Annotated in this window: 22 protein-coding genes and 1 pseudogene; 8 read left to right on the top strand and 15 right to left on the bottom strand. The window is 41.5% G+C overall.

What is annotated here, in order from left to right:
- Positions 1-175: 175 nt before the first annotated feature.
- The 4 genes from OCU87_RS08950 to OCU87_RS08935 form a co-directional block, all read right to left on the bottom strand.
- Positions 176-358 carry a hypothetical protein gene (locus OCU87_RS08950; protein WP_261856923.1) on the bottom strand — a complete coding sequence of 61 codons (183 nt, stop codon included), beginning with the start codon at positions 356-358 and terminating at the stop codon, positions 176-178.
- The gene (locus tag OCU87_RS08945) at positions 358-516 is read right to left on the bottom strand and encodes a hypothetical protein (RefSeq protein WP_261856922.1); all 159 of its coding nucleotides are present in this window, start codon (positions 514-516) and stop codon (positions 358-360) included. The genes OCU87_RS08950 and OCU87_RS08945 overlap by 1 nt, the downstream gene beginning before the upstream one ends.
- A complete protein-coding gene (locus OCU87_RS08940; protein ID WP_261856921.1) occupies positions 516-845 on the bottom strand; it encodes a hypothetical protein in 330 nt (109 codons plus the stop codon). The genes OCU87_RS08945 and OCU87_RS08940 overlap by 1 nt, the downstream gene beginning before the upstream one ends.
- A 361-nt stretch (positions 846-1,206) precedes the next feature.
- Positions 1,207-1,446: a hypothetical protein gene (locus OCU87_RS08935; RefSeq protein WP_261856920.1), complete on the bottom strand. Its 240-nt coding sequence runs from the start codon at positions 1,444-1,446 to the stop codon at positions 1,207-1,209.
- A gap of 144 nt (positions 1,447-1,590) precedes the next feature.
- Between OCU87_RS08935 and OCU87_RS08930 the strand changes: the two genes are divergently transcribed.
- From OCU87_RS08930 to OCU87_RS08920, 3 genes and pseudogenes are all read left to right on the top strand, one after another.
- On the top strand, positions 1,591-1,851 hold the full coding sequence (locus tag OCU87_RS08930; protein WP_261856919.1) for a helix-turn-helix domain-containing protein: 261 nt from the start codon (positions 1,591-1,593) through the stop codon (positions 1,849-1,851).
- 163 nt (positions 1,852-2,014) lie between these two features.
- Positions 2,015-2,612: pseudogene (locus OCU87_RS08925) on the top strand (helix-turn-helix domain-containing protein); the annotation flags it as partial.
- 177 nt (positions 2,613-2,789) lie between these two features.
- Positions 2,790-3,302, top strand: a complete 513-nt coding sequence (locus tag OCU87_RS08920) for a hypothetical protein (RefSeq protein ID WP_261856918.1) — start codon at positions 2,790-2,792, stop codon at positions 3,300-3,302.
- Positions 3,303-3,346: 44 nt separating this feature from the next.
- Here OCU87_RS08920 and OCU87_RS08915 read toward each other — a convergent pair whose 3' ends face one another.
- Positions 3,347-4,042: a pseudouridine synthase gene (locus OCU87_RS08915; RefSeq protein WP_261856917.1), complete on the bottom strand. Its 696-nt coding sequence runs from the start codon at positions 4,040-4,042 to the stop codon at positions 3,347-3,349.
- 302 nt (positions 4,043-4,344) lie between these two features.
- Here OCU87_RS08915 and OCU87_RS08910 point away from each other — a divergent pair, with 302 nt between their 5' ends.
- Complete coding sequence (locus OCU87_RS08910; protein WP_164488544.1) at positions 4,345-4,497, top strand: hypothetical protein; 153 nt, start codon at positions 4,345-4,347, stop codon at positions 4,495-4,497.
- Positions 4,498-5,229: 732 nt separating this feature from the next.
- The gene (locus OCU87_RS08905) at positions 5,230-5,610 is read left to right on the top strand and encodes a response regulator (protein WP_062689015.1); all 381 of its coding nucleotides are present in this window, start codon (positions 5,230-5,232) and stop codon (positions 5,608-5,610) included.
- Positions 5,611-5,624: 14 nt separating this feature from the next.
- On the opposite strand, the gene OCU87_RS08900 is transcribed toward OCU87_RS08905, so the two are convergent.
- Positions 5,625-6,314, bottom strand: a complete 690-nt coding sequence (locus OCU87_RS08900; protein WP_261856916.1) for a PilZ domain-containing protein — start codon at positions 6,312-6,314, stop codon at positions 5,625-5,627.
- Positions 6,315-6,549: 235 nt separating this feature from the next.
- On the opposite strand from OCU87_RS08900, the gene OCU87_RS08895 reads away from it, so the two are divergent.
- Positions 6,550-6,795 carry a hypothetical protein gene (locus OCU87_RS08895; RefSeq protein WP_261856915.1) on the top strand — a complete coding sequence of 82 codons (246 nt, stop codon included), beginning with the start codon at positions 6,550-6,552 and terminating at the stop codon, positions 6,793-6,795.
- A 46-nt stretch (positions 6,796-6,841) separates the two neighbouring features.
- Here OCU87_RS08895 and OCU87_RS08890 read toward each other — a convergent pair whose 3' ends face one another.
- A complete protein-coding gene (locus OCU87_RS08890; RefSeq protein ID WP_261856914.1) occupies positions 6,842-7,147 on the bottom strand; it encodes a DUF3634 family protein in 306 nt (101 codons plus the stop codon).
- A gap of 92 nt (positions 7,148-7,239) precedes the next feature.
- On the bottom strand, positions 7,240-7,704 hold the full coding sequence (matP, locus tag OCU87_RS08885; protein ID WP_062689023.1) for a macrodomain Ter protein MatP: 465 nt from the start codon (positions 7,702-7,704) through the stop codon (positions 7,240-7,242).
- A 190-nt stretch (positions 7,705-7,894) separates the two neighbouring features.
- On the opposite strand from matP, the gene OCU87_RS08880 reads away from it, so the two are divergent.
- Both OCU87_RS08880 and fabA read left to right on the top strand, forming a co-directional pair.
- A complete protein-coding gene (locus tag OCU87_RS08880; RefSeq protein ID WP_261858330.1) occupies positions 7,895-9,589 on the top strand; it encodes a Lon protease family protein in 1,695 nt (564 codons plus the stop codon).
- Positions 9,590-9,658: 69 nt separating this feature from the next.
- The gene (fabA, locus tag OCU87_RS08875; protein WP_083540845.1) at positions 9,659-10,174 is read left to right on the top strand and encodes a bifunctional 3-hydroxydecanoyl-ACP dehydratase/trans-2-decenoyl-ACP isomerase; all 516 of its coding nucleotides are present in this window, start codon (positions 9,659-9,661) and stop codon (positions 10,172-10,174) included.
- Positions 10,175-10,429: 255 nt separating this feature from the next.
- On the opposite strand, the gene rmf is transcribed toward fabA, so the two are convergent.
- From rmf to pyrD, 7 genes are all read right to left on the bottom strand, one after another.
- Complete coding sequence (rmf, locus tag OCU87_RS08870) at positions 10,430-10,603, bottom strand: ribosome modulation factor (RefSeq protein ID WP_048898357.1); 174 nt, start codon at positions 10,601-10,603, stop codon at positions 10,430-10,432.
- A gap of 173 nt (positions 10,604-10,776) precedes the next feature.
- Positions 10,777-12,810 carry a DUF3466 family protein gene (locus tag OCU87_RS08865; RefSeq protein WP_261858329.1) on the bottom strand — a complete coding sequence of 678 codons (2,034 nt, stop codon included), beginning with the start codon at positions 12,808-12,810 and terminating at the stop codon, positions 10,777-10,779.
- A complete protein-coding gene (locus OCU87_RS08860) occupies positions 12,810-14,738 on the bottom strand; it encodes an ABC transporter ATP-binding protein (RefSeq protein ID WP_062689028.1) in 1,929 nt (642 codons plus the stop codon). The genes OCU87_RS08865 and OCU87_RS08860 overlap by 1 nt, the downstream gene beginning before the upstream one ends.
- Positions 14,725-15,015, bottom strand: coding sequence for a glutaredoxin family protein (locus OCU87_RS08855; RefSeq protein WP_062689031.1), 291 nt, complete (start codon positions 15,013-15,015; stop codon positions 14,725-14,727). The genes OCU87_RS08860 and OCU87_RS08855 overlap by 14 nt, the downstream gene beginning before the upstream one ends.
- Positions 15,016-17,154 (bottom strand): bifunctional 23S rRNA (guanine(2069)-N(7))-methyltransferase RlmK/23S rRNA (guanine(2445)-N(2))-methyltransferase RlmL, encoded by a 2,139-nt coding sequence (gene rlmKL / locus OCU87_RS08850; protein WP_062689032.1) that lies wholly within the window; start codon positions 17,152-17,154, stop codon positions 15,016-15,018. It lies immediately after the preceding gene.
- Positions 17,155-18,482: 1,328 nt separating this feature from the next.
- The gene (locus OCU87_RS08845) at positions 18,483-19,022 is read right to left on the bottom strand and encodes a cell division protein ZapC (RefSeq protein ID WP_062689034.1); all 540 of its coding nucleotides are present in this window, start codon (positions 19,020-19,022) and stop codon (positions 18,483-18,485) included.
- Between the two features lie 188 nt (positions 19,023-19,210).
- On the bottom strand, positions 19,211-20,221 hold the full coding sequence (gene pyrD / locus OCU87_RS08840) for a quinone-dependent dihydroorotate dehydrogenase (RefSeq protein ID WP_094958043.1): 1,011 nt from the start codon (positions 20,219-20,221) through the stop codon (positions 19,211-19,213).
- Positions 20,222-20,271 lie beyond the last annotated feature (50 nt).

The raw sequence follows: 20,271 nt of genomic DNA, 5'->3' as shown, positions 1-20,271 counted from the left end.
ACCGCCCAGTTCTTAAGTCTCGAACCGTATTGAAAGAAAGGTGCCGATTGGCACAACAAGTATCAGCTAAAAGCTTAAATTCACCCTCGATTTCAGCAGGTACCCATACTGTTAGCTTTTTTAAACCTGCCTCGGTTTTCTTTTGCTCATACCTTACATTTCGAGAAACCATGACTTACATTCCCCTCAAAAACATCAGCCAAGAAATAATCCCGACAATTGCCCATGCGTAGACAATCCCCATACCAAACTCATTAGGCGTGATTGCTTTTGGTTGTTCATGCCTTCCAGCCGACCAACCCAACAAACAAGCAATGAACCAACCAAACGCGAACCAACCAAAGCCGAAATCGTCCATTAGCAGCCTCGCAACGTAATCAATTCATAACGGGTTTGAGCTGCATCATTAAGAAATTGCACTGCTAAACGGCGCTCACCACTTAGGCGGTAACTCCGTGCCAGTGCAATACTGGCGCGAAGGTCTTTTTTCAATAAGCCATAAAGGGTGTGATTCATTACAGGCCACCCATTACATCAATGGCCTTAGTGAAGGCTTGGTACACACGGCGAAATTCAGCGGCATCGTTTAAGAGAAATACAGCTTCTTGATGATCACCATCTAAGCGATACCAACGTGATAAGCGCAGTGATTTCTTGGCTTCGTTTCTCGCGTGATTTGCCATGTATTCTGCCGTGACCGCCTTCTCTAGCGGTACGTCTGCCACATGGAATGGCAAGGAAGAAACCGCCGCCCCCGAAGGGGCTTTGGTTGCTTGCTTAGGGAGTTGTGATTTCTGGCCATATCGGCTCAAGGTTTTCTTCTTCGATTGTAAACCACTCATCATTTTCGTACTCCACAATTGAGTTCCGATGATAAGTTGGCGCAAGTTCGATAAGAGAGAATACGTTTTCGGACACGTAACAAAGACCAGATAAGCAAAGATTCCCAGTCGGGTTTGTCACTAGGCATAACGACATTTCGGGTCTTTGTATCTGTAAAACTTTCGCTAGCATTTGTACTGCAAACGGCCACTCTTTGACGGTGAACGAGGCGGTGTGATTCGCATTGGCTTGAACTAGCTTTTTCAATAGCTGTGATTGTTGGCGTTTGTGCATTTTGCATATTCCTTGTTGATTGAGTTTTTGTTTCCTCAACACTACAAGCATTTATTTCACTGATATGCGGTCGCTTGCCTATAATTGAACTCATCGTGCACCTCCAGTGATGAAAGCGTCACGTTGAGCTTGGTATTCAGCGAGGTATGTCAAATATTGGCGGCGTTTTGTTGCGCGCTGTTTTTGCGTCTTAAAACCAAATTGTTTTCGCAGTTGATGTACCAATTGCGCGGACTTGGCCGTTAACTCTGGTTTGAAATTAGCGCACCCTGCCATGTCTTTACATGGTGCGTGGATTGGATCACTAACTATTTGTTTGACTGTTTCCATGTCTATATCCCCATATGCAAGCAGTTTGTGTGATGCATACTAATAAACAGCAAAACGCTGTTGCTGGCAAATGCCTGTTGCTATGGGAAAAAACAAAATGATCGCCTATTATGGTGTGAAAATACGCGAAAGAATGAGTAATTAATGACTTACACAATTGACTTACTGAACAAGGTTAAAGCCAAGTATTCTCTACCAACTGATTATCAGTTAGCAAAGAAACTAGGTGTTAGCACTGCGCGTGTAAGTAATTGGATGAACTCGAAGTCTTCTATGGATTGGGATATAGCATTCCAAATCGCCGATATGTTGGAAATAGACGATCAGAAGGTAGTACATGGGCTACTTGAAGATAAATACGAAAACCCTAGGCTCGTCAATGTGTTATCTACTCACCTCACCTAGCCCACTTATAACTTATTGATTTACCACGCTATATATAATGCGCACTGAGTGTGATAACCCAAAGTTAAAATGTCTCTTTTCTGCAAAACTAAAATGTCCCGTTTTTACCTATCTTAATTCGTATCTGTTTGGTTGATGCGAGCTTTAAATGATGTTGGTGACTATGAATGACAAAGAGATTTTAAAACTTGGTGCTATCCGAGATGTTTGTGAAAAAAGGATCCGTCGTGCAGATGCTGCCCGTATTCTTTCCCTTAGCGTTCGTCAAGTTCAGCGGCTCGTAACACGCTTTCGACAACATGGTGCTCCGGCCATTGTTCATCAACGCCGAGGTCAATCCTCGAGTAACCGAATTAACCATTCAATGAAACTTCGATGTCTGGTGTTGATCCGTGAACATTACGCAGATTTTGGTCCAACACTCGCGCATGAAAAGCTTACGGAACGTCACGATATTCACGTTTCAGTTGAAACACTCCGCCAATGGATGATCACGGATGGCCTTTGGGTTCCGCATACCAAACGTAAACCTCGAGTTTATCAACCTCGTTACCGTCGCGATTGTCTTGGTGAACTTATTCAGATCGACGGCTCTCACCATGATTGGTTTGAAGGTCGCAGTCCTAAATGTTGCCTCTTAGTCTATATCGATGATGCCACGGGTCGATTGATGAATCTGCGTTTCAGCGAAACAGAATCCGTTTTTTTGTGGCGACTCAGGAATGCACCTGTAACAACACGGGAAACCGTCAGCCTTCTTTTACATACAGTGAGTCGTGAAGCCTGATGGCACTATTCCTTCGTGTTCACAGCTACCTAAACATGTACGACAACTTTCATTGTGAAATTCTTAAAGATATTTACTACTACCGCCATAATGCGCGCATAAATTTACTTTTATTTATTTTAAAATATTCTCTTATTTTTAAGGGACTAAAATGAATATTCATAATGAAAAACTGATACTCAGCAAGTTATCTCAGGTCGAAACACTTTTAGGTGTAGCGAATTCCATTTTGTCAGAACTTAAAGCTGAGCTAGTTGCAACAAGGGCTAAAAGTGTTCAATTTGAAGTTTTTGATGAGACTGCAGATCAAGTTACTTCAGATACAGAGTCTATACCTGAAGCTGCTGAGTTAGTAATAAACACAGCCTCACTATGTCATTTCATTAATCATGACGTAGCTTACCGTAGTGTAGAGTCTGAGGTTTTGCGTCTCATTGGCAAGGAAGTTGAATCATCGCCTCGTGCTAATTATTTTATTAGCAGTTACGTAAAAAAATTAGCCGAGAGAAACATTCAAAATATAGAGCAATTAAGGATCTTAGTTGCCATGCATAAGCCTAAAGTGATTAACCATGCTAAAGGCATTAAGTCATCTACAGATGGTAATGGCACGGTTATTTTTGGTATCGCTTTATATTACCTCTTAAATCAAGTTACGTGGTAACTAATCTATTGAGAGAACAACAACTCTGATTACCCTGGGCTCAACTAAATGTTACAAGAAAAAGACTGGACCTCATCGTTGGTCAGATAGCGCCACTCTCCTACTTCAACATCTAGGCTTACCTTGCCAATGCTTTCTCGGTGTAATGATACGACTCGGTTACCTACCGCCGAAAACATACGTTTCACTTGATGAAATTTACCTTCAGTGATAGTTAAGATGACTTCTTTCGGGTTAATTACATCGAGCTTTGCGGGCCGAGTGACTTGGCTTTCACCTTGTAGTTTTATGCCTTGCTTAAATTTTTCCACTACGTCATCTGCTATAGGCCGAGATAAACCAACGCGATAACGTTTTTCGCAGTGTTTAGTTGGAACTGTGATATTAAACGACCAGTGACCATCATCAGTGACTAAAACTAATCCTGTTGTATCTGCATCCAGCCGCCCTGCAATATGCAGCTCTTCTGGGTTATCTACCTTGATATAATTGAATAGCGATGGATAAACTTCGTCGATATTAGAACAAATTGTACCGGCCGGTTTGTGCATTAAAATATATCGGAATGCACGAGCTTTAAGGGTTGCTCCGCTTAAAGTCACTATGTTGTTCTCATGAACCTGACTTCTCTCATTTGTAATAACCTCATTATTAACTCTGACATCTCCACTCGCTATCCGTTGGATAGCTTGGCTTTTGGTTAACTCGGTACTTTTACAAACAAATTTATCTAGGCGCATGACTGCAACAATCTCTAATTCAACACAGGGTTATTATCCTTATCTCACCACCGTAAGCAACAATCATAGGTTCTATTCCGATTTTATCCTCTTCGGATTGTTCTTACTATAAAAATAGTTACACCGTAACTGTAATTTTGGCTGTGCTCACTCTCGTTCGTTTCTCCGCCTGTACTAAGTCGCCACACATAAAAAATAACTAATCGATACGACAAGTAAATCGATTAGTTCATTGGCCCAGGTTCTGATTAAATACGCGCATAGATAGCTGTCATAATCTTTTATAATCAAGGTGTTAGATAATGTTTGAACTTAATGATCAAGTTGTAGCGACTAAAGGTGTAGATCTAGGTGTTATGGTTATCACTGGCTTTAGTGCTGGCGGTGCTTACATCCATGTTAAAGCGGGTGATATGACACTGACTTACCCAGTTCGAGACATTAAGAAAGCATAATCAAAAATTGCATTCTGTTTTGATTGTTAAAGGTAGCTAATTAGCTGCCTTTTTCTATTTTAGTTAAGCTAACTTCGTAAATCTAAGGCCTTACAACTCCCCCCTCAGAGATACACAACACCAGTGTATTTATTAACCTTTCAATAAGTGACATCGTCACAAATTAGCTCACCCCCTACCTCTGCGTTGCATAACGTTACAGTGTGACATTTTTATAATGCGATATAATCTCCAGTAGTTACATGAACGAAATGCCAGCAAACATTCGTAGATAAACCATGCTCCCATTTTTAATTAGGCAAACTTGAACCACCACGGCTAACTTTATAGCTTTTATTTTTATCTGGAATAGATTAAATGCGTATATTGTTAATACTTTGCTTAGCCTTCCCTTTTACAAGTAGCGCGAAAACGAAATCAGTGGATGACTACATCGAGCAATACAAATACTTATCATGCAGTGGCATTAAGAATAAACGCACAGATATTGATAAAAAATACATCATGGCAAGTAAACAAAAAAAGAAACGCATGAAAAAACAGATAAGCGCCCTTAAGAAATTAAAGAAAGCAAATAGCTGCAAAAACAAATAATGTATTGTCCGACAATAGTAGGAATGAGATCAAACGATTGATTATATGAATAAAAACCAACTTATTCCTACACTCTTTAATCAATAAAAGTTAAGCTTATTAACAAGGATGAAGCGTGGTTGAAACAAAGGACGTGGTATGAAGCGATTTATGATAATTGAAGATAATAAGATGATGGCTCAAATTCTGACTCAGCTCCTTCGAAAGTGTGCGAAACCTCAATCGATTATTCATACAACATCACCACAAACGGCGGTTAACGCCTTAATTAACAATACGCTTGATTGTGTATTCTTAGATTTGAATTTAGAAAAACCACTCGACGGTATACCTGTATTGCAGTTTATTAAGAAACAGCTCCCTGGCCTTCCTGTTGTGATTGTGAGTGGTGATAGTGAAATGGAAACGGTAAAGCAGGTTATTTTATTAAAACCTGCTGACTATATTGTAAAGCCCCTATCGATACAAAAAATTGAACGGTGCTTAACTAAGGTTCTACCAACACCGAGCATTTTGTAAACAAAAGTTAAAGCTTACTTTTTGAATGACAACCCAACACCATCAAAAACAAGTTGCTTTAACAGCAACTTGGTATTACTACAGCCTTGCGGGTCGAACATCACACCATACTGACAGAATACGCCAACGCGATTAATACTTTTGATTGAACCCGATAGCTGAAAGTACGTTTTCAATGTTGGGTTCGTAATGAATATATCGACCTTCTGGTCTAGGTTAATTTCAGGGCCGTGAATGCTGTGCTGAAAACAACATCCTTTATGAGATAGATTTTGCAATTCAACAAGCAGTTGCCGCTCAGACAGAATGACTTTACCTTGTAAGGTAACTTCAAAACGTGGTTCGCTTCTTAAGGGCGTCGACATCATTGAATGAGGAAGACTAATTGCAAGTAAGCCTATGGGCTTAAATATCAGATGCTCAATCCGACTTGCAAATCGAATAATGGCGCCTTCCCCACGATCTGAAACGGCTTTAATCGAAATATTAAAACCTTCTAACAAATACATATCAATGTCTTTTTTGGGAATTGAAGGCATTTCAAGTAATAGGTAATCGTGGCTATCTGTACCAATAAAAACGGTTTCACATCGGAATATACGTCCAAGTGGCGTTTTAATACTGATAGTCACAATGCTGCTGTTTTTAATTAATAGAGCGCCTTGCGCACCTGGTATTAGCTTTTCTCTATCCTTATTAGACATGTGCGTCTTTTATTCCATTTATAGTTAGCTAGATATGAGGTGATCTACATAGTGTATGTATTTCACTTTATACTTTCAATGCAATAATTCACTCGGAACCATAAGTTATAGTGCGTTAGGGTGATATGATTGCAAAACGCCATATGCCAACGACTACCTGCCTAGTAAGAATGCTATCATTTAGTGGAAGTTATTGATGGTATTAGATAAAATGCTTCTTCTTCATGGAGGCAGTATGGCTATAACAATAAGAGATGTGGATAAACACTTCTACATGATCGAAGATTTAAAGCAGCTTACCGGTAATAAGGTTACCACCAAGGCGCTCATAAAAGGTGGTTATATGGCCGTTGAACTCGGTAATCAATTAAAACAAGAACAAGACAACCACCAGCAAACAAAAGATGAACTACTACAACTTAAAGAGATTGTAGCTAACTATTTGCATCACCATAATGCATTATCGAATAGCGTTAAATAAAAAAGGCTTCCTCTTGGAAGCCTTTTCTACAGTAAGTCAATATCACTCAAGCACGGCGGCCATGCTTTTTACTTCCGCCAGAATATGGGAATACATTATGAATACGCTGCTTGATTTTAGATGGAACTGATTTTGAAAAAACCAACTTGGTAGTGAAGCGGTTTTTATAGACTTTAACCTTGCCTGAGAATGGTTGCTTATGAGCAATATCTTTACAGCCCATCAAAAAGCCATTAGGGATGTTCCCTTTTGTTTTAATTAGTTCACCATCTTCAAATTGAATCACCATAATTGGGCGATCCCAAAAGACAAAAACCGCAACAACAACGGCTAGAACGACCACATACTCCATATGCTTTCCCCGTAATAATATGCTTATATTCAGTATAGTCGCTTAAAATCCCCTACTATTATGATGTTAAGAGGATAGCGGCAAAAAACGTATTAGCTTTCGTTTAAGTCAAAATCTAGCAACTCAGATAACTCATTTTTGATATCAGACACTTTACGCGTTGCGGTTTCAGAACGATTACTTTCACTGATCAAGTATTCAATCGCATCTGACAGCGTACAGTCGAGTTCCTGCGACTTTTCTGCTAACTTTTCCCATACACGGTAATCCAAGTCGATAGATTTTTTGCGAGTATGAACTTGTTCTGCATTAAAATGCCGTTTTCTTTTCGCTCTAATTGCTTGTTTTAGCTTATTATCAAGCTCCTGTGAGATATGCTTCCCAATCCAAGCAATCACTTTCGTTGGTTCATGCTCTATTGCTAGAAGCTGTTGAACAGCCGCCTCATCTTCACTGGTATCAACGTGTGAAGTGATCGTTTCACCTTCTTTCCATTTTTTGACCAGGTAAGTCCATTTCCAGCCAGCTTCAAGATTTTCAAGTTGTTGATATTTCATAATGTAAAGGGATTCTCAAAAGTCTACACTTAACATGTGACAGTGTAACTGTAAGCAAGTTAAAGCTCAATCACAAGATGATGTTTAACTATTTGTTTTCGCGAATATCATCGCCCTTATAGCTATTATGAAGGCAATGATTCCTTTATACTGCTGTCCTTTTCACAGTAACGAAAGAAAGCACAAGCTTATGCATCAAGAAACTTGGCGTACCATGATCCCTGATTACACACAATACGCTGAAATTATGGATCAGTTCGATACGATTCCATCTGCTACTACGGGTCTTCTTCAAGACCGACTTGTGGATGCCGTACGCCGGTTCACCGCAATACCTTATCAACCACGAGTATTACGTGTCATTGCACCAGATAACAAAATCTATCGTGATTATGTTATTGAATTATTAGCTCAATCTGATGCTGAACTCAATAAAACTGATGCAAGCATTATTATTGCCGGTGAAAACGTTACTGAAATGACACTCTTTGGGGCGGTTTACCCACCGCTCGAAGACGGCGCAATTACTAAGCAGCAAATTAAGCATGGCCTACTTCATCAAGCAAATGGTGGTTACCTTGTTCTGTCTGTGACGAGTATTCTAGCTAACCCGTCTTTGTGGCCTCGTTTAAAGAGCGTACTGATGAATGGCGAATTAGATTGGCAGCCAGCATCGAATAAAACGCTTTATAGCGTACCGCCTGCAGAGAAGTTAAATGTTAAGCTTGTTCTAATGGGCGATCGCTACTTAATGGCCGAGCTTGATGGTGCAGAACCTGATTTAAGCACTGGCTTCTCTATGTACAGCGAGTTTGAACAAGACCTCGTTCTATCAGATGAAACCATGCCTGACTATTTGAGCTATGTAAAATCGGTTTGTGAGCATGCTGGTCTACCTCAGCTTGCTGATGCTGATGCGATAACATTGCTATTGCGCACAGGTGCACGTTACGCAGAAGATAAGAATCGCGTCCCTCTTTGCCCTATATGGCATCAAGGCATTCTATCTGAAGCTGCATTAGAATCGAAAGGCCAAGCAATTACCGCAGAACACCTCGCGGCATCGTTAAAAGCAAAAGAATTCCGTGAATCCTACTTGCCTGAACGCGCAATTGAAGACATTCATCATGGCATGGTCGTTATTATCTCCCAAGGTGAAGAAGTTGGCCAAGTGAATGGCTTAACGGTTGTTGAGGTACCTGGACACCCGCAATCTTATGGTGAACCAGCACGTATCTCTTGTGTGGTTCACTTTGGTGATGGGGATATCTCTGATGTTGAGCGTAAAGTAGACCTTGCTGGTAATATCCATGCTAAAGGCATGATGATTATGCAAGCGTTCGTCAGCACAGCATTAGACCTTGATCAAGCGCTGCCTTATTCTGCTTCTATCGTATTTGAACAATCTTATTGCGAAGTCGATGGTGACAGTGCCTCACTTGCTGAGCTTTGTGCGCTTGTTTCTGCATTATCAAACCAACCTATCAATCAGCAAGTCGCCGTTACAGGTGCTGTAGACCAATTTGGACGTGTACAAGCTGTAGGTGGTATTAACGAAAAGATTGAAGGCTTCTATAAGGTTTGTGTTCATCGCGGCTTAACAGGTAGCCAAGGTGTGATCTTACCTAAAACAAACCTAGTTAATCTATGCTTGAATGATGAAGTGGTTGAAGCAATCAAAGCAGGACGATTCCATATATGGCCTGTTGAGAATGTCGATGAAACCCTTCCGTTATTGACTGGTGTAACATTTAGAAGTGACGATGAAGAAGTAGAAACCTTGCTAACGCGCATTGCGGAACGCATAGATCACTTCCATCATGGCGATCTTTCTAATGAACTCAGTTGGTTAACGCGAATCAGGAACTGGTTTGTCCAGCACTGATCCGAGTTGTTTAGCTTACACGTGTACGCTAAATTGCTCCCATACTTTTCAAGGAGCTAACGAATAGTGATGAATCGCCCTCAATCTTACGAATATGAAGAACTAGTTGCATGTGGTAAAGGTGAGCTACACGGCCCTGAGTTCCCGCGCCTACCCTCTGATAACATGCTAATGATTGATCGAATTGTTAAAATCACTGGTGAAGGTGGCGATCACGGCAAAGGTTTCATTCATGCCGAGCTAGATATAGACCCAAGCCTGTGGTTCTTTGATTGTCATTTCAAAGGTGACCCTGTAATGCCGGGTTGTCTTGGCCTTGATGCTATGTGGCAGCTTGTTGGTTTCTTCTTGGGTTGGTCAGGTGGCGAAGGTAAAGGTCGTGCACTAGGTGTGGGTGAAGTGAAATTTACTGGTCAAATCCTACCAACAGCAAAAAAAGTCACTTACGACATTCAGTTCAAACGCGTTATCAACCGTAAACTGATTATGGGCGTTGCCGATGGTCGAGTATTAGTTGATGGTAAAGAAATTTACGTCGCTAAAGATTTAAAAGTGGGTCTATTCAAAGACACTGACGCTTTCTAATTCGCCATTAAGCACTGAGTACTAAAAGGTCGCATTTTTATGTGGCCTTTTTTATTGCCTTACATACGGAGATGTACTGATTTACTCATTGCTTAGTAGAGAATGGTAAGCAATCTGGAATAAAAAAGTTGAACGCCACCAGCAGTTACAGCGTCACAGAAGGCATAAAACAAAGTAATTGAAGAGATAACCGCATATAGTAGACATTAAAAAGCCCCTCTCCTAAGGGGCTAAATAAGGTAATTTGAGGGGGATTTATTTATAGAGACCTTGCTGTATTTCGCCTCTTGCTTCTCGCCAACCGCCTAACCAATTTGTACGGGCATCCGTTGCCTGATATGGACACGCTTCACTAGAACGCCCATTCAAAGCTGCTTGATAACCGCGAGCTTGTGCGCGTTCTAAACGATCCCGCTTTTGTCTCTTCATACTTCGGTCCTCATTCCTTACTTATTATTTCTTTCATTACAGTTTCATAATGATGGAGTTTTTATGACTCCAGATATAAAGATGAGTGATTTATGAATAATGATCAACCCCAAAAACAAAACAGGCTCACAATTTGTGAGCCTGTATGAGTTTTGACCAAAGTTAACGAAACTTTATTTGCGTCTTCTGAAACCAATGAAGCCTAACAGTGTCAAAGCGAACATACCCAGTGAGGCACCGTTACGTTTGATCTGCGTTTCTTCTGCTGGTCGCGTTTGAATGTCGCCGTTTTGAATAGGTACTAATTTAACCGCAACAACACGTTCTGAGTCATTTTGGTCTTTTGAATCATTTTTACAAGTAGCACCTTGCGAGAAGTTATCATAACCACCCTCACAGTACATTGCGGTTGCAGAAATCACCCCTGCATCATTGATATCAGATACTTCAGCAATACGGTAGCTATTTGATTGTTGATCGTTATTGTTAGTTAGATCATCAAGGAACCATGCGCCACCAGCCTTTAAAGGTGAGCCCGTAATATCAGAGCCAGCATTATAGAGGAAGCCTCGCTGACGACGTTGACGGCCATCTACTTGGTTAGCGGTTTCAGAGTCTAACTTACCAACAACAACATCTTTATTATTAATTGCAGATGCGTAACCATTTGAACCATCAAAGAAGATTCCACTAACATTTGAATCTAAATATTTAAACTGGCTATTGTTGTTATCGTAAACAAACATACGCTCAGCATAAGCACGAGACTCCGAACGCTCTAACTTAGCAACACCAACAACCTTGTTGTTTTGGTTAATGTCTGTCGCCATTGTATAAGTGAACTGACGCTTGTCACCGTCTTTGATGTCAGGACCAATAAACTTCGCCGTCCAGCTATCTGCTGGAATCGTACCTGAAAAATCAACACCATCTTTCGGAGTATAAACTGTGGCACGCTGAGCGTAATAATCATTAGATACACGTTCTGTTGAGTAACCAACAATTACCGGCTTACCATTTACATTCTCAATTGAACGCGCAGAAGCTTGGTAAGAACGACGATCTTCATCAGGATCTTTAGGGGCCAAAGTACGATTTGCAATACGAACAGGGGTCGCTGTTTGCGCTGCTGTATCAACAGTCCAAAGATACGCATCATTAGCAAAAACAGTGAATTGGCATTCCCATGTGTTGTACATGTCAGCCAATTTGCCGTCATTTGCCTGAGTCGAACATTCCTTAAGCTTATCTTTGTCTAAAGCAACATCCTGCCCGTTAATATGAAGCTGGCTGCTACTTGGTAGCTTATTACTATCATCTAAATGGCTTTCGCTAAATGACGCACTACCCACTACTAACATTTTATCGTCAGTTGGGTTTTTAACTCCCTTCCAAGCCGTTGTGGTACCCATTGCTTGAGCTAGTTTAGTACCGTTTGATGGTGGTGGAAGCTCAAGACTTACATTTGCACCGTCTTGAACAAAGCCACGTTTAGCGAATGTACGTGCGTAACGCGTGCCCTCGTTGAAGTATGCTGAACTCGTTACACCGTAAACGTAATCAACACCGTTAATGGTGGTAATGCCATTTGGCACCGAATTCATAGAGTCGGCTTGAATTGCTCCTAATGTACCCGCATTTGCGTATTTAGTACTGTCTTCTGCAAACGTAGCTTGAGGCTGACCATCAACCAGCAAGAAAGAGTTACGTGTATAGCCGTTACGAAAAGCTTGTTGTTCACGTAACAAACCGGCATAGCCAGACTCATCACGTTCATCTTCAGTATTGTAACCAGCACCGTAATAACGACTTTTAGCCCATTTATCACATGTATTGAAGCCTAGGTTTTCTTTACAGTATGACTCTAACGTAGTTACATCATTGATACGCTGCAAAATGTCTGAGGTATAAGCAACATCATCACGGTATTCAATACCTGCAGGACCAAAACGGCTTTCCCCTACCGTTTTGTAATCGCCACAAGTGCCAGCAAAGCAGTCATCAGTAGAGCTAGATTGCTGAATAGCCTGAGCGTAAGTTTCAGTGCGGCCTGATGTGTTTTTCCCATAATAGTTAATTGAATCAATAGCACTAAGACCAGAGCCAGTTTCATCAACTTCAACTATCTTGTAAACAGCGGCATTAGCGTTAGTGACACCAGCGATCAGAACCGCCAGTGTAGAAAGCTTTAACATATTTTGTCGCATTAGGATTCCTTCTGCATTGCCTCTAATTCTTCCCAACGTTCAAATGCTACTTCAAATTCTTGCTCAGCGGCGGCAAGACGAGCCAGTGTGGCTTCAGTATCATTTTTTACATCTTGGAAGAATGCAGGATCATTTATTTGTTCCTGAATAGAAGCAATTTCATTTTCCAATTCTTCAATGATAAGCGGTAGACCTTCTAGCTCTTTTTGAAACTTATAAGAAAGCTTCTTTTTGGGCGTAGAACGCGTTGTCTCTCGCGGTTTATTGTTTTCTTGCTTTTTCTTCGCCTGCTCATATTCAGCAGCCTGGTTTTTAGCAATATTTGTTAGAGAGTTAGCGCGTTGCTCTTGAGCATCATGATAACCGCCTACGTATTCGTCGATAACCCCGTTACCTTCAAAAATCCAGCTTGTTGTCACAGTATTATCAACAAACTGACGATCATGGCTCACTAATAGTAATGTACCCTGATAGTTGGCAAGTATTTCTTCTAAAAGTTCCAATGTTTCGATATCTAGATCGTTCGTTGGTTCATCGAGAATCAATAAATTGTTCGGTTTTAAGAACAACTTCGCTAATAACAAGCGGTTTTTCTCACCACCAGATAGTGCTTTAACAGGAGTACGAGCACGACGAGGGTGGAAAAGGAAGTCTTGTAAGTAACCTAATGCATGGCGTGTTACACCATTTACTGTCACTTCTTGCTTACCGTCAGCAAGGTTGTCCATTACTGTTTTTTCCGGATCTAGAATTTCACGATACTGGTCAAAGTATGCCGCATCAATTTTAGTACCACAGTGGAACTTGCCAGATGTTGGTGTAAGTTGCTCTAGCATCACTTTCAGCAATGTACTCTTACCACAACCATTTGGCCCGATAAGTGCGATACGATCGCCACGCATCACTGTGAAGCTGAAATCTTTAATGATTTGCGCATCACCGTAGCTGTAAGCAATATTCTCAGCTTCAAATACAATCTTACCTGAGCGATTCGCTTCTTGAAGTTTCATATCGGCTTTACCAACCACTTCACGACGCTCACTGCGCTCTTCACGTAACGCTTTAAGTGCACGTACACGGCCTTCGTTACGGGTGCGTCGCGCTTTAACACCTTGGCGGATCCAAACTTCTTCTTGTGCGAGTTTCTTATCAAACTCGGCGTTCTGCTCTGCTTCTACGCGGAGCATCTCTTCTTTGCTTTCAAGATACAGTTCATAGTCGCCAGGGAAAGAAACCAGTTTACCGCGGTCTAGATCAAGGATACGTGTTGCCATCGAACGGATGAAAGCACGGTCGTGAGAAATGAAGATAATTGAACCACGGAAGCTCTTGAGGAAACCTTCAAGCCATTCGATCGTTGCAACATCTAAGTGGTTTGTTGGTTCATCAAGTAGCAAGATGTCAGGATTACAAACTAGTGCGCGAGCTAAAGCCGCCTTACGTTGCCAACCACCCGATAAATCAGTAAGCATAGTATGCGGGTCAAGGTGCAAGCTTTCTAAAACAGCTGAAATTTGGTTATCAAACTGCCACGCATTGGCGTGATCGATTTTTTCTTGCGCTTTCATTAATTTATTGAGGTTTGACTCACTCGGGTCAACCGCAATTAAGTCCAGTAAGTGGTGATACTCTTTCAGTACCTTACCCACTTCAGCTAGACCTTCCGCAACATAATCAAATACATTACCTTCCGCATTACGCGGTGGATCTTGCTCTAGACGAGAAATCTTTAATTCTGTTTGGCGCTGAATGCTGCCGTCATCAAGCAGTACATCGCCCGTTACTACTTTCATGAAGGTTGATTTACCAGCACCATTACGGCCCACTAAACATACGCGCTCGTTTGGCTGAAGAACAAATTCCGCCTTATCAAGTAGAGCGTGATCACCATACGCCAGCTGCGCATTACTAATATTAATTAAAGCCATTGTTTTTTAACCATACTGCAAGGTCGGCACGATCAAACGGCCAGCCAAGTTCAGAAATTGAGAGAGAATTATCATCAGATGCAGTTTCTGCCGCTGCAGTTGATGCCTCTGATGAGATTGATACAACAGGTATCGTGACGCCGTAACGCAAAAAGAGCACGTCATCAAAGGCAATGTCTATTACCTGAACGTGCTCTTGTACCCCTACCTCAACGAGCAAGCGATAAGCTTGCTCGCAAAGGTGGCATCCTTCCGTGCTATAAAGGGTTATTAGCACTTAACCTTCCTTGTGAGTGATAATCCAGCAGTTATGAATATGCTTATTCTTCGCAAAATCCATAGGCAGTGTTTTATCAGAAATGTTCTTAGCATCTAAGCCAAGTTCATTCAGTTGCTCTAAATCCATTTTGAACTGACGCTTATTGTTTGAGAAAACAATTTGACCATCAGTACGTAGCATACGCTTCAAGTTTTCCATTAGCATGATGTGATCACGCTGAATATCAAACGTCTGCTTCATTCGCTTAGAGTTAGAGAACGTAGGTGGATCGATAAAGATAAGGTCGAACGTGTCATCAACCTCTTGAAGCCACTGCAAGCAATCCGCTTGAATGAATTCATGCTGGTTACCAACTTGATTGTTAAGCTCCATATTTTCTTGAGCCCAACCAAGGTAAGTATTTGACATATCAATCGTTGTTGTCGATTTAGCGCCACCACAAGCTGCATGCACAGTCGCAGAGCCTGTGTAAGCGAATAGGTTAAGAAAGTCTTTTCCTTTCGCCATGTCACCTAGCATTTTTCGCGTAATACGGTGGTCTAAGAACAAACCAGTATCAAGGTAATCATAAAGGTTTACTTTAAGATCAACACCGTACTCGTTAACAATAATGTGGCGTTCAGCATTCGACAGTTTCTGATACTGATTTTTACCCTTCTGGCGCTCACGCACTTTCAAGATAACTTTACTATTATCAACACCCGTAACCTGAATCGTTGCACGCAACACATCCATAATGCGACGGCGAGCGATCTCTTCAGGTACAGTTTTAGGTGCCGCGTACTCTTGAATAATCAGGTAGTCGTTATACTTATCGATAGCTGCGTTGTAATTAGGCAAGTCAGCATCGTAAATGCGGTAACACTCAACGCCTTCTTTTTTCGCCCATTTTTTCAGCTTAGTGATGTTCTTTTTCAGGCGGTTAGCAAAATCAGGTGCAACATCTTTTTGCTCAATGTGACCTTCTGTTTCGCCTTCTTCTTTCTTAACGCCACCAGCAGTAATCAAATACGTTTTTAATACACAATCTAGTGCACCATTCGCTAATTTGAATTGCTTGTCTGCACGCATACGAATGCAGCTAAGTAGCTCATTAGAACCAGAATACAGCGCTGCAGTTGAACCGGCGAATGCCAGTTTAAGACGGTTACCCAGCTCTGTGTATAAGCTGATCAGTTCAGGTGTTGTACCTAAACGCTCACCGTAAGGTGGGTTACATATTACAGTACCCGCATCAAAACCCTCAGGGGCTTTCAGCTCGGTTGCATCACCTTGTTGGAAGTTGATTAGCTCTTTAACACCTGCACGACCTGCGTTATCACGGGCAATGGCTAATACGCGATGTTCTAGTTCAAAACCAAAGAACTTAGTCTCAACTTTAGCAACACCACGGCGTGCTTTTACAGAAGCTTCTGCATGAATTTCAAGCCACGCTTCTTTATCAAAGTCTTTAATTGACTCAAAACCCCAACGCTTACGTTTAAGGCCAGGTGCAATGTCTGCCGCCATCATTGCGGCTTCAATCAACAATGTACCTGAACCACACATAGGATCGAGTAAGGGTTGCTCTGGTGTCCAGCCACTTTTGATAACAAGTGCAGCTGCGTGAGTTTCACGTAATGGTGCACGACCTGCTTCAGTACGGTAGCCACGTTGGTGAAGACCACTACCGGCCATATCAAGACCTAGCACACCTTTCTCGCCAGAAAGACGCATATGAATGCGAAGATCAGGCTGGTCACGGTCAATATTAGGACGGCGAAGATCTGCTTTCGTGAAACTGTCCACGATTGCATCTTTTACTTTCATCGCACCGTATTGGCTATTACGGATTTCACGGTTAGTACCGTTAAAATCAACGACAATGCGTGTCGCGTTATTGAAGTAATTTGTCCAATTGATCGCCGCAGCGCCAAGGTACAGATCCATATCATCACGAACGTTGAATTCGCTCAGTACTTGGATGATACGCGATGAGATGCGTGTCCATAGACAACAGCGGTAAGCCGTTTCTTGATTAGCTTTAAAGCGTACGCCCGCATGGACGACTTGAACGCTTTGCGCGCCGAGTTCATTAAGTTCTTCGGCTAGGAGGTTCTCAAGACCTCGAGATGTGATTGCTAGATATTGATTCATGGAGTTCTTTTCGCACTTTAGTTGTTCGGAATTATAACCGAAAACCCCAAAAATACCTCGCGAATCAACGAATGCTTTTCATATTTACTTAAAAAACACTCAGTTAATGCGCTGTCACTGCCAAACTACCAACAAAACATCGGCTTATTCTCGTATCGACACGCGGTTTGTGTACTTACCGATACAGAATAGACCTACAACATAGTTACACCGTCACTAAATTATCACTAAGTTCACAGCAGCTAGAAAAAGCACCTCTTCTATCTTTCTCGTACATGTATAGCGCCAAACGCTTACCAAAAAAAGGGGCATATAAAACACCCCAGAAATATCGTCCACACCAAGAAACAATCTAGCCTTTAAACAAGTATGTACAAGCGAGACAACTCTACAAACTATCCGTTTAACATTGTTTCCATAAAGAAACACAAGCTTCAACTATCTGATATATAAGAATTAAAACAAAGCACTCACTCTATAAAACTTTCTTAATCCGTTCTTCATGTGCAATATTCACTTCGACATGGCTCTATCATCGCTATTAAGCTTAACCATAGTTACCCTTCACTTTCCTGTTGGGACGCAATGGAAACACAAGGTGTAACCCACTTACATAAACAGGGAAAATGAGGAAGTCGCGCGCCCATATCTTTGGTATAACCAAGTTATGAATGGTATTTTTTTGCATTTATAAGCGTAAAAGGGGCACAAAAAAATTACATTTATTCGTGATTTTTCTGAGTGATATCACTTCTATCGTACAGTTAACGACCACCAGCGCGCTCAGAAAATAACCACCCAAAGAGTCGATAGAAGATTAAATTCAACATAAATTAGGGTGCTTAATGGGTGATTTGGTGGCCTGGGGTTTTGTAGGCCGTTATATCGAGAGTTTTAATCGGCCTGAATGTATAAAAATCATATATCGTACTTCTAACTCCTACCCTCTTATTCGGACAATCAGAATAGAGTTATGCTAGCGAGCTAACCTCTCCCTTTACCTCAGGGCTTTGGCTTTGGGCACGCCTAGTATTAAGACCAAGATGCTCTATTGTGCCTGCTGATAGTAAGCTAGCCCTATAAATTAGATAACGTTAGATTGAATAAGAAAGTATTGGGGATTGGCACTGAACAACCGCATTAGGCCGCGGAATTAGACGAAAGTCTTCGATCAATGAACGTCAGGCAGTAAAAGGAATGGCATGGAGACGCCCAGAGCTTAAAGAATAAGGGGCATAATATACATTGGGGTTAAGCTATCTATAGTCGGATCATAAGCATGATGTGACTGTAATTATAGCGCCTGTAAAAGTCTTTTTAAGGAAAAACTAGCCAACTAACGCTAAGCCTAGGTGCAGTTCTTCTACAAACGGCGGTATACGGTCATTCATTACTTTGATGGTATCGCAGTAGTTCATTTCTTTTGTGCTATTGAGTGCTAGAGTCTCTTGTTCAGCCAACATACACAAGCTAGCACTCCCACTGTTTTCAATAACAATGAACTTACCATGCCCTGTTTCTGTCGCTAACGTTACTATTTCGCCTTGTTCTGGCTCATAACCATGAGACTGAGTTTGGAAAAACCAACTTTTAGGCATCATAGGTTTGTGAAACCGGCCTGCGGCAACGGCATTAAGCGCTAACTCGGCTTTACGTGGCTTTGGAAGGTCTAGATGTTCAATGCTACTTTTGAAGGTTTCAAAAGCGGTAGCATCTTCAACAGTGAAGGTGTTTTCCTGCATCGCGCAAGTGATCAAGAATTTTGCTGGAATCGCTGTACGAAAAACCATTTCATTCCCCAAACTTAGCATTAGGGAATTATGTTGTTGGTCAAAATACCACTTCCATGAGTTATTTGGCTTTAGCACGCGAACGCTCCAGTTTTAGTTCTTTATACTGTTTATCCAACGACTTACAGAAAACTTTAGAACAATTTTACTTTTACACCGACAAAAAAAAAGGGGAAATAAATTCCCCTTTCATTGTTCATCATTGTGTAATTTTGACAATCGCGTCGCTAAACTCACTTTCAAATGTGCTTTTAGCCCTTGATAGGTTAAATATTCGTCACAATGTCTTTAACCAGTTTTGGACCGTGATAAATGAAACCAGAATAGATTTGAACAAGCTGAGCGCCCGCTTCCATCTTCTCTCGTGCAGAAATTGCTGAATCAATACCACCCACACCGATAATCGGCAATTTGCCATCTAGCTCTTCAGCCAAACGACGAATCACTTCAGTGCTTTTGTTTTGTAACGGACGACCACTCAACCCACCCATTTCATCGCAATGTGGTAAGTCTTTTACCAAAGTACGATCAAGCGTGGTGTTAGTACCGATAACGCCATCGATTTCATTTTTGATCAGTGACTGTGCGATTTGCACAATCTCGTGATCTTCAAGATCTGGCGCGATCTTAAGTGTTAGTGGAACATACTTACCGTGCTTTTCTGCAAGCTCTTTTTGTTTCTGCTTAAGTTGAGCCAGAAGATCATCAAGTGCTTCACCGTACTGAAGCGTACGTAAGCCCGGAGTATTTGGAGAAGAAATGTTAACCGCAATATAACCTGCGTGCTCGTACACTTTATCCATACAGATAAGGTAATCTTCAGCACCCTTTTCTATTGGCGTATCTTTGTTTTTACCAATGTTGATACCAATAACACCATCGTAGTTCGATTTTTTAACGTTCTCGATGAGGTTATCAACGCCAAGGTTATTAAAACCAAAACGGTTGATGATACCTTCAGCTGGAATCACGCGGAATAAGCGTGGCTTGTCGTTGCCAGATTGTGGACGAGGTGTCACCGTACCCACTTCAACAAAACCAAAACCCATTGCACCAAATGCATCAATACATTCGCCGTTTTTATCTAGGCCAGCGGCCAGACCAACAGGATTTTTAAAGGTAATGCCCATCACTTCAACAGGACGATCAGGAACATGTTGACGATAGAATAGATCTAGAGGAGTGCCGGTAAAGCGAGAGAAGTTCTGAATGGCAAGATCATGTGCTTTTTCAGCGTCAAGCTTGAAAATAACAGATCGTGCGAGGCGGTATAACATAGTACCTCCGAATAAAAGCCCCGTATAAACGGGATGACATTATTCACACA

The sequence above is a fragment of the Photobacterium sanguinicancri genome, from assembly GCF_024346675.1.
Lineage (GTDB): Bacteria > Pseudomonadota > Gammaproteobacteria > Enterobacterales > Vibrionaceae > Photobacterium > Photobacterium sanguinicancri.
Note: the sequence above shows the minus strand (reverse complement) of the source record. Positions and strands in the feature narration are given on the sequence as shown.

What these genes read in the sequence shown, in the direction of transcription:
- OCU87_RS08860 (WP_062689028.1), bottom strand. Translation starts at nt 14,738, where the DNA reads ATGGCTTTAATTAATATTAGTAATGCGCAGCTGGCGTATGGTGATCAC.
- OCU87_RS08895 (WP_261856915.1), top strand. Translation starts at nt 6,550, where the DNA reads ATGGCTATAACAATAAGAGATGTGGATAAACACTTCTACATGATCGAA.
- OCU87_RS08905 (WP_062689015.1), top strand. Translation starts at nt 5,230, where the DNA reads ATGAAGCGATTTATGATAATTGAAGATAATAAGATGATGGCTCAAATT.
- OCU87_RS08930 (WP_261856919.1), top strand. Translation starts at nt 1,591, where the DNA reads ATGACTTACACAATTGACTTACTGAACAAGGTTAAAGCCAAGTATTCT.
- OCU87_RS08910 (WP_164488544.1), top strand. Translation starts at nt 4,345, where the DNA reads ATGTTTGAACTTAATGATCAAGTTGTAGCGACTAAAGGTGTAGATCTA.
- fabA (WP_083540845.1), top strand. Translation starts at nt 9,659, where the DNA reads ATGAATCGCCCTCAATCTTACGAATATGAAGAACTAGTTGCATGTGGT.
- OCU87_RS08945 (WP_261856922.1), bottom strand. Translation starts at nt 516, where the DNA reads ATGAATCACACCCTTTATGGCTTATTGAAAAAAGACCTTCGCGCCAGT.
- OCU87_RS08940 (WP_261856921.1), bottom strand. Translation starts at nt 845, where the DNA reads ATGATGAGTGGTTTACAATCGAAGAAGAAAACCTTGAGCCGATATGGC.
- OCU87_RS08865 (WP_261858329.1), bottom strand. Translation starts at nt 12,810, where the DNA reads ATGCGACAAAATATGTTAAAGCTTTCTACACTGGCGGTTCTGATCGCT.
- rmf (WP_048898357.1), bottom strand. Translation starts at nt 10,603, where the DNA reads ATGAAGAGACAAAAGCGGGATCGTTTAGAACGCGCACAAGCTCGCGGT.
- rlmKL (WP_062689032.1), bottom strand. Translation starts at nt 17,154, where the DNA reads ATGAATCAATATCTAGCAATCACATCTCGAGGTCTTGAGAACCTCCTA.
- OCU87_RS08915 (WP_261856917.1), bottom strand. Translation starts at nt 4,042, where the DNA reads ATGCGCCTAGATAAATTTGTTTGTAAAAGTACCGAGTTAACCAAAAGC.
- OCU87_RS08920 (WP_261856918.1), top strand. Translation starts at nt 2,790, where the DNA reads ATGAATATTCATAATGAAAAACTGATACTCAGCAAGTTATCTCAGGTC.
- pyrD (WP_094958043.1), bottom strand. Translation starts at nt 20,221, where the DNA reads ATGTTATACCGCCTCGCACGATCTGTTATTTTCAAGCTTGACGCTGAA.
- matP (WP_062689023.1), bottom strand. Translation starts at nt 7,704, where the DNA reads ATGAAATATCAACAACTTGAAAATCTTGAAGCTGGCTGGAAATGGACT.
- OCU87_RS08950 (WP_261856923.1), bottom strand. Translation starts at nt 358, where the DNA reads ATGGACGATTTCGGCTTTGGTTGGTTCGCGTTTGGTTGGTTCATTGCT.
- OCU87_RS08935 (WP_261856920.1), bottom strand. Translation starts at nt 1,446, where the DNA reads ATGGAAACAGTCAAACAAATAGTTAGTGATCCAATCCACGCACCATGT.
- OCU87_RS08880 (WP_261858330.1), top strand. Translation starts at nt 7,895, where the DNA reads ATGCATCAAGAAACTTGGCGTACCATGATCCCTGATTACACACAATAC.
- OCU87_RS08900 (WP_261856916.1), bottom strand. Translation starts at nt 6,314, where the DNA reads ATGTCTAATAAGGATAGAGAAAAGCTAATACCAGGTGCGCAAGGCGCT.
- OCU87_RS08890 (WP_261856914.1), bottom strand. Translation starts at nt 7,147, where the DNA reads ATGGAGTATGTGGTCGTTCTAGCCGTTGTTGTTGCGGTTTTTGTCTTT.